Source organism: Pseudomonas sp. CH235 (assembly GCF_004368175.1).
GTDB lineage: Bacteria > Pseudomonadota > Gammaproteobacteria > Pseudomonadales > Pseudomonadaceae > Aquipseudomonas > Aquipseudomonas paraglycinae.
In genome coordinates this window covers 64,569-76,808 of sequence record NZ_RRZJ01000016.1, presented here as the reverse complement: position 1 = coordinate 76,808, position 12,240 = coordinate 64,569, and the positions used below count along the sequence as shown (strand labels likewise).

General features: G+C 61.4%; 13 protein-coding genes. 8 read left to right on the top strand and 5 right to left on the bottom strand.

Features of this window, described 5'->3' with window-relative positions:
• Positions 1–51 precede the first annotated feature (51 nt).
• The 3 genes from EIY71_RS17600 (at position 52) to EIY71_RS17590 (ending at position 3,435) form a co-directional block, all read left to right on the top strand.
• Entirely contained in the window at positions 52–435 is a 384-nt protein-coding gene (locus EIY71_RS17600) for a DUF6124 family protein (RefSeq protein ID WP_134022522.1), read from the top strand.
• Positions 436–666: 231 nt separating this feature from the next.
• On the top strand, positions 667–2,343 hold the full coding sequence (locus EIY71_RS17595; RefSeq protein WP_134022520.1) for an MFS transporter: 1,677 nt from the start codon (positions 667–669) through the stop codon (positions 2,341–2,343).
• Between the two features lie 123 nt (positions 2,344–2,466).
• The gene (locus EIY71_RS17590; protein WP_134022518.1) at positions 2,467–3,435 is read left to right on the top strand and encodes an AraC family transcriptional regulator; all 969 of its coding nucleotides are present in this window, start codon (positions 2,467–2,469) and stop codon (positions 3,433–3,435) included.
• A gap of 29 nt (positions 3,436–3,464) precedes the next feature.
• Here EIY71_RS17590 and EIY71_RS17585 read toward each other — a convergent pair whose 3' ends face one another.
• Entirely contained in the window at positions 3,465–5,375 is a 1,911-nt protein-coding gene (locus EIY71_RS17585) for a tyrosine-protein phosphatase (protein WP_134022516.1), read from the bottom strand.
• 224 nt (positions 5,376–5,599) lie between these two features.
• Here EIY71_RS17585 and EIY71_RS17580 point away from each other — a divergent pair, with 224 nt between their 5' ends.
• Genes EIY71_RS17580 through EIY71_RS17560 form a run of 5 tightly spaced genes read left to right on the top strand, consistent with a single transcriptional unit; the run spans position 5,600 to position 7,922 of the window.
• The gene (locus tag EIY71_RS17580) at positions 5,600–5,854 is read left to right on the top strand and encodes a DUF4880 domain-containing protein (protein ID WP_102717435.1); all 255 of its coding nucleotides are present in this window, start codon (positions 5,600–5,602) and stop codon (positions 5,852–5,854) included.
• A gap of 55 nt (positions 5,855–5,909) precedes the next feature.
• On the top strand, positions 5,910–6,416 hold the full coding sequence (locus tag EIY71_RS17575) for a PaaI family thioesterase (protein ID WP_102686729.1): 507 nt from the start codon (positions 5,910–5,912) through the stop codon (positions 6,414–6,416).
• Positions 6,413–6,790 (top strand): hypothetical protein, encoded by a 378-nt coding sequence (locus EIY71_RS17570; RefSeq protein WP_127797871.1) that lies wholly within the window; start codon positions 6,413–6,415, stop codon positions 6,788–6,790. Before EIY71_RS17575 ends, EIY71_RS17570 begins: the two co-directional genes overlap by 4 nt.
• 31 nt (positions 6,791–6,821) lie before the next feature.
• Positions 6,822–7,229 carry a RidA family protein gene (locus EIY71_RS17565; RefSeq protein WP_129972619.1) on the top strand — a complete coding sequence of 136 codons (408 nt, stop codon included), beginning with the start codon at positions 6,822–6,824 and terminating at the stop codon, positions 7,227–7,229.
• A gap of 30 nt (positions 7,230–7,259) precedes the next feature.
• The gene (locus EIY71_RS17560; protein WP_134022514.1) at positions 7,260–7,922 is read left to right on the top strand and encodes a glutathione S-transferase family protein; all 663 of its coding nucleotides are present in this window, start codon (positions 7,260–7,262) and stop codon (positions 7,920–7,922) included.
• Positions 7,923–7,931: 9 nt separating this feature from the next.
• Here the strand turns inward: EIY71_RS17560 and EIY71_RS17555 are convergent, their stop codons facing one another.
• From EIY71_RS17555 to EIY71_RS17540, 4 genes are read right to left on the bottom strand one after another with little or no spacing between them, the layout of a single operon-like run.
• Positions 7,932–9,050: an agmatine/peptidylarginine deiminase gene (locus EIY71_RS17555; RefSeq protein WP_134022512.1), complete on the bottom strand. Its 1,119-nt coding sequence runs from the start codon at positions 9,048–9,050 to the stop codon at positions 7,932–7,934.
• A 47-nt stretch (positions 9,051–9,097) separates the two neighbouring features.
• Entirely contained in the window at positions 9,098–10,201 is a 1,104-nt protein-coding gene (locus EIY71_RS17550; protein ID WP_134022510.1) for an extracellular solute-binding protein, read from the bottom strand.
• Position 10,202: 1 nt separating this feature from the next.
• On the bottom strand, positions 10,203–11,111 hold the full coding sequence (gene aguB, locus EIY71_RS17545; RefSeq protein WP_108561519.1) for an N-carbamoylputrescine amidase: 909 nt from the start codon (positions 11,109–11,111) through the stop codon (positions 10,203–10,205).
• A 3-nt stretch (positions 11,112–11,114) separates the two neighbouring features.
• Entirely contained in the window at positions 11,115–12,167 is a 1,053-nt protein-coding gene (locus tag EIY71_RS17540; protein WP_134022509.1) for an agmatine/peptidylarginine deiminase, read from the bottom strand.
• Positions 12,168–12,240 lie beyond the last annotated feature (73 nt).

Here is a 12,240-nt window from a genome sequence, read left to right as displayed (position 1 = left end):
ACCCTTCCGTTTAGCAGCGAGACGGTTGCAGCCTCAATGAGGCACATCACCATGTTCAAAGTAACGCCAAATCCTCCGGTCACTGAACCGGCCAGCATCACCGACCCAACTTCCCCCTACGAATGCCCTGACTCCAAAAGATTCAACGAAGCCGCCAACCGCGCCCCCGACTACCACCTCGGCCCGATCTCAGCCCACATGATGGCCGCGCCCTACTCCCCCAACCGCCTCTACCAGGCCAACCCGGCCAGCAACAACGAATCCCTGCTCGCCGACGCCGTCGAAACCCTGGGCTCAGCCAACGTCATGCTCAACAACTTCGTCGATCTCCTCGAAGGCCCCCACCGCAAAACCGCGCAGGGCATCGCGCAAATCGTGATGCTGGCGGAACTGGCGGTGAATCAGGTACTGGATAACGTTGTGCCGACGGAATAAAACCCTTGGCGGCAGGTCTCTCCCTGCCGCCCCTGCATCAGTCGATCAATCCCCGCCACTGGATATCCCCCCAATCCCAATTATGCTCAATGAAACCCCGCCCTCCCGCGCGGGGCGGTGATTCTGTGTACGCTCCACGAAATACCTGAACCGGCATCCGCCACAGGCCTCGGGTACGCGACGTTGATGAAGTGCTCCGGCCTACAAAAACAAGCACGACGGAGAACACCCATGGCAGTACTCGACAGCATGTCCACAGGCAGTGCCCCGCACCACAGCGTCAGCCGGGAGGAGCGCAAGGTCATCTTTGCGTCGTCGCTCGGCACGGTGTTCGAGTGGTACGACTTCTACCTCTACGGCTCCCTGGCGGCGATCATCGCCAAGCACTTCTTTGCCGGGGTGAATGAGACCACGGCGTTTATCTTCGCCCTGCTCGCCTTTGCCGCCGGTTTTGCGGTGCGCCCGTTCGGGGCAATTGTGTTTGGGCGACTGGGTGACATGATCGGGCGCAAGCACACGTTTCTGATCACGATCGTGATCATGGGTGTATCGACGGCGATTGTCGGATTCCTGCCCGGTTACGCGACCATCGGGGTCGCGGCGCCGATCATTCTGATTACCCTGCGCCTGCTGCAGGGCCTGGCGCTGGGCGGTGAATACGGCGGCGCGGCAACGTATGTGGCCGAGCATGCGCCGAAGGGCAAACGCGGTTATTTCACGTCATGGATTCAGACCACCGCAACCCTGGGCCTGTTTATGTCGTTGCTGGTGATCCTCGCCTGCCGTACTGCGCTGGGCACCGAAGCGTTCGAGGCCTGGGGCTGGCGGATTCCGTTCCTGCTGTCGATCCTGCTGCTGGCGGTCTCGGTGTACATCCGGTTGCAACTGAACGAGTCGCCGGTGTTCAAGAAAATGAAGGAAGAAGGCAAGTCGTCGAAAGCCCCGCTGACCGAGTCCTTCGCCCGTTGGGACAATCTGAAAATCGTGATCATGGCCCTGCTCGGCGGCACCGCAGGCCAAGCGGTGGTCTGGTACACCGGGCAGTTCTACGCGCTGTTTTTCCTGCTGCAAACCCTGAAGATCGACCCGCAGACCGCCAATCTTTTGATCGCCGGTTCGCTGCTGATCGGCACGCCGTTCTTCGTGATCTTCGGCAGCCTGTCCGACCGCATCGGGCGCAAGGGCATCATCATGGCCGGGTGCATTCTGGCGGCGGTGACCTACTTCCCGATCTTCCATGCGCTGACTCAGTACGGTAACCCCGACGTGTTCGTCGCCCAGGAGAAGAACCCGGTCAAAGTGATCGCCAACCCCGACCAGTGCTCGTTCCAGTTTGATCCGGTGGGCAAGGCCAAATTCACCAGCTCGTGCGACCTGGCGAAAACCATCCTCGCCAAACGGGCGATCCCGTATGAAAACGTGGTGGCGGAACCGGGCACCGTGGCTCAGGTGCGCATCGGCGACAAGGTCATCGAAAGCTTCGAAGGCACGACCCTGCCGGCCGCCGACTTCAAGACCCGTAACGACGCGTTCACTGCCAGCCTCGGCGCCGCGCTGAAAGAAGCCGGTTACCCGGAAAAAGCCGACCCGGCCAAGACCAATTACCCGATGGTGCTGCTCCTGCTGACCATCCTCGTCATCTACGTGACCATGGTCTACGGCCCGATTGCGGCATGGCTGGTGGAGCTGTTCCCGGCGCGCATCCGCTACACCTCGATGTCGCTGCCGTACCACATCGGCAACGGCTGGTTTGGCGGGTTCCTGCCGACCGTGGCGTTTGCGATGGTTGCGGCCACGGGGGATATCTACTACGGCTTGTGGTACCCGATTGTCATCGCGGTGATGACGGCGATTCTCGGGATCTTCTTCATGCCTGAAACCAAGGATCGCGACATCCATCACGCCTGACCCGCTTCGCTCGATGCTGTGCGTGACTTTCACGCACAGCATCGAGCGTTGTCACATCGGCGTCATTCTCCCTTGGTAACGTCCTCGCGCTCCTGCGCCCCGACCACCAAGGTGAACCTCCCGGTGTACTCAAGCCCGACACGCCAGACCCTCATCCTGCGATCCGACAACATGGCCAGTGACGACTTCGGCGCCCTGTTCTCGCGAATGTTCGGCAACCGTTATGGCGACACACCACCGCCGCCCAAAGACATCATCATTGGCGGCGTTTACGGACGGTATGAAGGCGTGAGTTTCCGGCGCATGCATTATCGGGGTGATTTCACGGTGGCGTTTCCCGAGCCGTTCGACGAAATCACCTTCGTCATTCCCACCGCCGGCAAGATCGTTTTCAACCATGAATCCGTGGGGCTGAGCGATGTGGGGCTGGCCATCGACAAGGCGGATCTGCGCTCGATGCGTTTCGTCGACAATCACGCCCAACACGGCATGTCGATCAGCCGCGCAGCGCTCACCGAACGGCTGTCGTCGCTGTTGGGCCGACCGATCGTGCACAAGCTGCATTTCGAGCCGAGGGTGGATCTGAACAGCCCGGCGTTTCGGGGCATTCGTGCGCTGATCGGTCTGGCGACCGGCACCGAGTTCGACCTACTGTTGAACGCCGGTTCGCTGATGCCGTCGCGCCTGCGGGAAATGCTGGTGGACGCGGTGCTGGAAGCCTGGCCTCACAATTTCAGCGAGGCCTTGCGCCGCCCCGAGGCGTTGATTGCACCACGGCATGTGAAGCAGGCCATCGAGTATATTCAGGCGCATCCCGAGCAGATGGTCAGCGGGACGGATCTGGCGGGGTTGGTGAACGTCAGTCTGCGGGCCTTGCAGGAAGGTTTCCGGCGATTCGTCGGCACCTCGATTGTCGCGTACCAGCGACAGGTCAGGCTGGAGCGCGCCTGTTATGCATTGAAGCAAAGCCAATCGTCATCGGTGACCGATGTGGCCTTGCAATTCGGGTTCAGCAACGTCGGCCGGTTCTGCCAGTACTTTCAGGATGCCTACGGCGTGAGCCCTGCAGAAATGCGAAAAGGACTGCGCTGAGGCAGTCCTTTTTCTTCACCCTCAGTTGATCAGAACTGATAACTGGCCTTGAGCCCGCCACTGAAACCGTGGCTGTCGCCCCCACCGCTGGCACCGACTTCGGCGCCCAGGCTCAGGGCACCAAGGTTGGCCATCAGGTTGACGCCGCCGCTGAACTGATCGCGGTTGTCGAACGCCGCGCGCTGCTCGATATCCAGCCCCAGCAGATGGCCCTCGCTGTCGACCTGATGATCGCCCAGCACATGCTCGTAACCGACCCGCACGCCCGGCACCAGTTGCCACGGGCCCATCGGCATCGGGGCGAACGAGACGTCGAGATTGGCCACCGCACTGCGGCGGGTTTCCTGAATGTCATCGACATCGAGAGCTAGTTCGCTGCCCTTCTCCTGGAAGCCCGACAGGTCCAGGCGGCTGACCCGCACGCCCAGGCTCGGCTCCAGAATCACAGTGCTCAACGGCAAGCGATACCCCAGAGCCAGGGTGGCGCCGCCGAGATTGCCATGAGTGTCACCCTTCGCCGAGCCGAGGCCGCCGCCGAGGTCGCGCTTGCTGTCGTAGTCGACGTAACCGGCGCTGATATTGGCATCGGCAAACAGGCCGTGCTCCAGGCTGGTGAAGCCATAACGGGCACCCAGATTGAGGAAGGTGAAATCCGTATCAGCCTCGCCGCCTGCGCCTCCCACGGTGCCTTTGCTGTAACCGATACCGCCACGCGCACTCAGCTGTTCAGAGAAGCGCTGAGTGACGCCGACCATCAGGCCCTGACTGTGTTCGTTGCTGCTTTGTGCATGGGCCGAACCGTCGGTGCCCAGGTAACCGGCGAGCGCGGTGCTCCACAACCGGTACTGGCCGACCTTGAGGTCGGTGCCGCTGGCGAATGGCGCTGCGGCTTGCTCGATCATTGCGTTCTGACGCAACAAGTAACTGGCGGCATCCGCATGGACCTGGCCGCCCACGGTGGACTCCACGCCACCGAGGCTGCCGGCGTCGATGGCCGATTGCAGGTAGTAGTTGTAGGCGCTGTAGGTGCCCGAGAGCTTGCTGTTCTGCAATTCCTGCAACAGCTGCGCACCAGCGGCAGCGTTGCCGAGCATGCCGGCCTGACCCGGCAGGCTGTTGTACTCGACCATTTTGCCGCGCAGTACATAGATGGTTTCCTGGGACAGACCCAGCCCCTGTTTGAGGTAGTTGTCCATGCTGCCGTATTGCGCGGTCACCTGATCCAGACCCGCTTGCAGGTAACTGGCCTCGACGCCCAGCAGCGGCGCGTAGATCGCGGCCATGCTCGGCGGCATCATCGCCAGGGTCTTGGCAACGCGGTCGGCGGTGTAGTCGTTGGTCGCCAGGTAGTTGCTCATGATCGTCGCGTTGTCGACCCCGGCGATGCTTTGCAGCACAGCGGCCGTCCAGCCGGTGCGATCCTTGCCGGCGGTGCAATGGAACAGCGCGGCGCCGTCGACGCCGGCCAGTTCGTTGAACAGCACGCCCAACTGCCCGCGCATGCCGGCGTCGCTGACAAACGCACGGTTGGTCTCTTGCATCATCGCAGTCGCTTCGGCCGCGCTTTTGAACGAGACCGTGGTGATGTTCGCCCCCGACGTGGTGGCGCCGATGATGTCGATATTCTGATAGGTTGCACCGCTGATCATCGTGTCCGGCGTGGCCGCAATTTCGCTTGGGGTGCGCAGGTCATAAACGGCCTTGATGCCCAGACCGTTGAGGGTCGCCAGATCCGACGCCGTCGGCGTCAGCGCATTGGAGCGGTAGAACACCCCGGCGCGCATCCTGCCGTCATGGGTCGTCGAGTAGGCCGTGGTGATACCGGCGACATCGCGGAAGTTGTCGATGCCCGTCAGGCGCGGGGTATCGAGATCGGAGGCCTGGGCGGCAGCAATGGACAGACTCAGCACGGACAGCGAACACACAAGACGTTGAAACACGGGGCAGCCTCACTGGAAACAGGTTGGGCTGCCCACTATCTGCATTGAAATGTGACGGAATATGACAATTGCGAGAAGGCCAGAAATAGCGGCGCGATCTGTCCGTTTGCCGCGTTTTCTGTCCGTTTTATACGCACTGATCGTTTAAATCCTCGACACGTTTTGACGTTTTTTTTGCAAGCGGCAACGTAAAATGCCCTCCCCAGCCATCGTGGAAGCCGTCAATGACCGACGCAGACGAAGAAATCCTGAACCAGGCAGCGCACTGGTGCCTGCGCCTGCAGGAGGACGATTGCACACCTGACGAACGCCACGCGTTCCAGCAGTGGATTCAGCAAAGCCCGCGCCACGCCTTTGAATACGCGAAAATGCTGGAAATCTGGGACATCAGTGAGCAATTGCCGAACCACTCGACGACTCGCAAAAAACTGCTGACCGATCCTCCCCGGCCCGCCGCGAAGGAGCAATCCTCACGGTGAGCATTCGGGGTTAGAATCCGCGGGGTTCGGCTTACAGTTTAAGGATGACCCCGGCATGTCCACCCACGACACCTCCCTGCAAGACACCGCCGCCCCCGACGGCGTCTGCTTCGGCTGCGGCAGCAGCAACCCGCACGGCTTGCACATCAAGAGTTTCTGGCATGAGGACGGCGTGCACGTCATGGCCGAGCATGTGCCCGAGGCCAAATACTGCGGCTGGCCGGAGCTGGTCTACGGCGGCCTGATCGCGATGCTGGTGGACTGCCATTCCAACTGGACGGCGATGGCTTACCACTACCGCGCCGAGCAGCGCGACCCCGAAAGCCTGCCGCGCATCAACTGCGTCACCGGCAACCTCGGCATCAAGTTCATCAAACCGACGCCAATGGGCGTGCCGCTGACATTGAAGGCAAAAGTCGAAGGTGAAGTCGGGCGCAAGACCCGGGTGATCTGCGAGGTCTACGCCGGGGATGTGCTGACGGCGGTGGGTGATTCGGTATTCGTGCGAGTGGATACCGAGCAGTTGGCAGCGGCGGCGCATGGACGGAATGAAGATCAATGAGTAACCGAGCAATAAACATTGTGGTGATTATCGCGATCAGCGTGATGGTGGTTGGCAAGCTGGAGTGGCTGACGAATTCGTATTTGCTGGCCCTGGCACAAGCGGGCGGTGATTTTGATCAGATGATTATCGACATCTGGTTTGGGGTGGCCTTTCACTCTCTGGTAGTGATCGTCGTGCCGCTGCTGCTGGCGTACTTCAAACAGACGCTTGCCAGTTATGTCGTGTTGATACTCGCGTTGTCGATCTACATTCTGCTCATCACAGGTGTCAATACTATTGCCCTGGTCATCGCCGGGCTAATGATCGCAGCAGTGGTATATGCGGTATTCACGCAATCGATCAACCTGATCCGGTACTTTCGCGCGAAGTGACCCGACTTACCGTTTACCTGGAGCCCCGGCCATGCCCGATCGCAAAATCATCATCCCCGACTCCATGAAAACCATCGTCGAACGCGCCGGTTACGCGCCGGCGGTTGTGGTCGGCGACACGCTTTACTGCGCCGGCCAGGTGGGCCGGACGGCTGACTTGAAGGTCATCGAAGACCCCGAGCAACAGTTCATTCGTGCCTGGGAAAACCTCGACGAAGTGCTAAAGGCCGGTGGCTGCACCTTCGACGATGTGGTGGAGATGACCACCTATCACGTCGACATGAGCCAACACATGCCGGTGTTTCGCGAAGTGAAAAACCGCGTGTTCCCCAAGGGCTTCTGCGCCTGGACTTGCATCGGCGTCAGCGAACTGGCCCATCCGGGGCTGCTGGTGGAAATCAAATGCGTGGCCGTGCGCAGGCGCGCTATACCTGAGTAACGCCATTGCCCCACATCGAGGTGTTAAACCATGAACTTGACCCTCTATTACCACCCGTTGTCGTCCTACTGCCACAAGGCGCTGATCGCCCTCTACGAACACAGCGTCGCCTTCGAAAAACGCTTGATCGACCTGTCCAGCGAAGCCGAACGGGCCGAGCTTCAAGCATTGTGGCCGCTGGTCAAATTTCCGGTGCTGCGCGATCACGCGCGCCAGCGCACGGTGCCGGAATCGAGCGTGATCATCGAGTACCTGGATCATCAACCGGGGCAGTCGCAACGACTGATTCCCGAAAACTGGGAGACCGCACTGGACGTGCGTCTATGGGACCGGTTTTTCGACCACTACGTGATGACGCCGATGCAGCAGATCGTCGCCGACCGCATCCAGTCCGCCAATGGCGACCTGAGCAGTCAGCGAGCGCTGCTGGCCACGGCGTACGGCATGCTCGAACAGCAACTGGCCGACCGCGAATGGATCGCCAGCGCGGATTTCAGCCTGGCCGATTGCTCCGCCGCGCCGGCCCTGTTCTACGCCAGCACGCTGGTGCCGTTTGCCGCCGAGCAACCGCGCCTCAGTGCCTATTTCGAACGGCTGGTGCAGCGCCCGTCGTTCAGTCGGGTCATCGAAGAAGCCAAACCGTGGTTCGACTTCTATCCCTTTGCCGAGGCCCTGCCCCAACGTTTCCGCTGAGGCTCGGCCTCACGCCGGCTGGTGACTGGTCACGCAGTGAATCCCGCCACCACCGGCCGCGATGGCGTCGATATTGATCTGCACCACGTCGCGGTTCGGGTAGAGCTTTTTCAGCAGGTCGAAGGCCTTCTTGTCCGCCTCCTTGTCGCCAAAATCCGGGGCGATCACCGCGCCGTTGATCACGAAATAGTTGATGTAACCGGCCGCGAAATCGTCGTTGTCCCTGTTGAATTTGGTCTTGCGTGGTTTCAGCGGTGGCGAAACGGTGTGGATCTGCAACGGACGACCATCGGCGTCGGTGGCCTTTTTCAGGATTTCCAGGTGCGCCAGGGTGACCTTGTTGTCGTAGGAGCGCGGGTCGGTGTCGAGGTTGGCGATGACCACGCCGGGCGTGACAAAGCGCGCGTAGAAATCGACGTGTGCATCGGTGATGTCCTTGCCCTTGATGCCCGGCAGCCAGATGATCTTGCGCAAACCGAGGCGTGCTTTCAGTTCCGCCTCGACGTCAGCCTTGCTCCAGCCGGGGTTGCGGTTTTCGTTGACCCAGCAGCTTTCAGTCATGATCGCGGTGCCGTGGCCGTCGACTTCGATGCCGCCGCCCTCGCCCACCAGTTCGCTGCGCTGGTAGGTCGCCTGCGCATCGGCCGCCACGCGTTTGGCGATTTTCGCGTCTTTCGAGTGCTGTTGCTTGTTGCCCCAGCCGCTGAAGTTGAAGTCCACGGCGCCCAGGCCGTTCTTGTCGTCGATGACGAAGTTGGCGCTGATGTCACGCATCCAGATGTCGTCGAGGTCGGCGATCTGGTAGGTGATGTTGGAGGTGCCGCAAATCTCTTCGGCGAGGCTGCGTTCGCCGCTGCGGCAATAGATGGTCAGCGGTTCGTAGCGTGCGATGGCGCGGGCGATCCGGCCCAGCGCTTCCTGGACGTCTTCGGTGAAGTCTTCCCAGATCGCGTCCTGCGCGCCGAAGGCCATGTAGGCGCGTTCGTGTTTGTCGCCCTCGTCGGGCATGAACCAGCGACCTTCGCTGGCCGCCAGTACCCGCGCCGGGGACAGGCCGAGGCCCATGACGGCAGCACCTACGCCGGCGGCGACTGAAACCTGTTTGATGAACTCGCGACGAGTCGGCATGTGTAACTTCCTGATGTGTAAGGGGCTGCCGAAGCAGCCCGGAAAAATCACTGTGCAGTGGCGGTCTTGAATTTGGTCCAGGTGCGCATGCGGGCGCGCATGTCGGCCTGGGGAATATCCTTGCCCGGTATCAGACGAGCATAGGTCGCTTCGTCGAGGTAGATGTCCGGGTTGTTGCGCATCGCCTCGTCCACGTTTGGCCGGGCCTTGGCGTTGGAGGTCGGGTAACCGGTGAAATTGCTGATCGCGGCCATGTTTTCAGGGCGCATCACGAAGTTGATGAATTCGTAGGCGTATTCCGGGTGTTTGGCATCGACCGGAATGGCCATGGTGTCCATCCACACCGTGGTGCCCTCGCGCGGCAGGCGGTACTGGAAGCGGGTCTGCTTGCCGGCGCTGTCCGAGGTGCGCTGGGCCTGGGTCATGTCGCCGCTGTAGCCGAGGGACAGACACAGGTTGCCGTTGACCAGATCGGTCACCGGTTGCGACTGGAACTTGCGGATGTACGGCCGCAGCTTCATCAGCAAGTCACTGGCCGCCGCCAGATCCGCAGGCTTGGCGCTGCGCGGGTCGCGGCCCAGATAATTGAGCACCACGGCCAGCACTTCGTCCGGCGAGTCGATCATCGAAATCCCGCAATCGGCAAATTTGGCCGCCAGTTCCGGTTTGAACAGCATGTCGAGGCTGTTGACCGGGGCGTCGGCCATGCGCTGTTTGATCTGCTCGGCGTTATAGGTCAGGCCGATGGTGCCCCAGGTGTACGGCACGGTGGCCTTGTTCGAATGCTCGTAATGGCTGCGCAGTTTTTGCAGGCCCGGTTCGATGTCGTCCATCGCGGTGATTTTGGCGCGATCCAGCGGCAACAGGCTGCCGGCGCGCATCAGGCGTTCGGCCACGGTGTCACCGGGGAAGATCAGGTCGTAGCCGCTGCCGCCGGAGAGCATTTTGGCTTCCAGGGTTTCGCTGCCGTCCATCACGTCGTAGATCACCTTGATCCCGGTTTCGGCGGTGAATTTGCTCAGCGTGTCTTCAGCGAAATAATCCGCCCAGTTGTACAGGCGCAAGGTCTTGTCTTCGGCGTGCACCGTCGGCATCAAACCGGCCAGCGCAAGGCTCAGTGCGCCCAGCAACCATTTGTGTGAAGTAGGCATATCAGACTCCTTGGGGATTCCAACGGGCGTTAAGGTGACGGCCGTCCTGGCTGAGCAAGGCTCCGTACATTTCCGGACGACGGTCGCGGTAGATGCCCCAGCTCAGGCGATCTTCACGCATGGCTGCCAGATCCAGGCTTTGCACCAAAACACCGGTGCTGGCGCGGTCGGCTTCGGCGAGCATTTTTCCCTTGTGGTTGCAGATGAACGACGAGCCGTAGAAATTCATTTGCAGCGTCGCATCGGTCCCGGCCACTTCGCGGCCAACCCGGTTGGAAGCGATCACCGGCAGCAGATTGGCGGCAGCGTGGCCACGCATGGTCATCTGCCAGTGGTCCCGCGAATCCAGATCCGCGCAGCCCGGTTCCGAGCCGATGGCCGTAGGGAACAACAACACTTCGGCGCCCATCAACGCCAGGCAGCGAGCGGTTTCCGGGAACCACTGATCCCAGCAGATACCCACGCCGAGGCGGCCGAACGCGGTGTCCCAGACTTTGAAACCGGTGTCGCCGGGGCTGAAATATTCCTTCTCCTGATAGCCGATGGCGTTGGGGATGTGGGTCTTGCGGTACACGCCCAACAGGCGCCCGTCGGCATCGGCCACGCTCAGGGAATTGAAGTAAGCGTTGCCGGCCTTCTCGTACCAGCTCAGCGGTAACACCACGCCCAGTTCGCGGGCGAGCGCGGCGAAACGCGACAGCACCTGACTGTCGCGGTACTCCTCGGCCAGCGCCATGTGCTGATGGCTCTGCTCGATGCAGAAATACGGCGTGGCGAACAGTTCCTGCAACAGGATCACTTGCGCACCCTGCGCGGCCGCTTCACGCACCAACTGCTCGGCGCGGTCGAGGTTGCTTTTCAGGTCCCAGGTGCACGGCATCTGGGTGGTGGCGACTTTGAGCAACGTCATCGATCAACCCTCCACCGGCCAGGCTGGCTGTTGCTGGGTGATGCAGTGCACGCCGCCGCCGCCATGGGCCACATGATTGATCTGCACCGGCACCACCTCACGTCCCGGGAACGCCTTGGCCAGGGTTTCTGCCGCGATATGGTCGGCCTCGATGCCGTACGCCGGCATGATGATCGCGCCGTTGGCGATGTAGAAGTTGGTGTACGAGGCGCAGAACACTTCGGCTTCGGTGTCCACCGCATCGGTGGCTTCATACAGCTCGATCAGCTCGAATTTGCGGCCCTGGGCATCGGTGGCCAGCTCCAGTGCGCGGCGGTTTTCCCGCACGACTTCGGCGTACACCGAGCTGCGATCGTGCGTCGCGTCCACCAGCAACACGCCGGGACGAGCGAAGGCACAGACGCCATCGACGTGGCCGTCGGTCATGTCGCCGGTGACGTAATCCGGATCGCCCGGCAGCCAGATGGTCTTCTTCACGCCGAGCAGACGGCTGAAAATCTCCTCCATCTCCGCCTTGCTCACGCCGGGGTTGCGGTTGGGGTTGAGCAGCACCGATTCGGTGGTGATCAACGTGCCCTCGCCGTCCACATGGATCGCGCCGCCCTCGTTGCTCAGCGCCGTGCCGAAGCACTCGCCGCCCAAGTGATTGAGCACGCGGCGGGCCAGGCTTTCGTCCAGATCATGGGCCGACTTGCCGCCCCACGCGTTGAAGCGCCAGCTCACCCCGGCCAGACCTTGCTCCGGGTGAACCACGAAGCTTGGGCCGGAGTCGCGGCACCAGCTGTCGTTGACCGCCAGCGAAATCAGTTCGATGTTCGGCCCGCACAAGGCTTTGGCGCGGGCGATTGCCGACGGATCGACGACCATTTTCACCGGTTCGAACCGGGCGATGGCATTGGCGACGCGGGCGAAATCTTCCTGCACCAACGGCAAAGTGACGCCCCAGCCCGACTCCCACAGGGCCTGATTGTGTGGCCAGACCATCCAGGTCGCCGCGTGCTTCACCCACTCTGCCGGCATCATCCAACCGCTGTTGTTGTTTTTGTTTTGCTGCATGGTAAAAAGCCCTTTGAGTTAAGCCATTGTGTTCAATGAAAACAGCCTTGGCGGCGTTGACGTGCATGCTAAT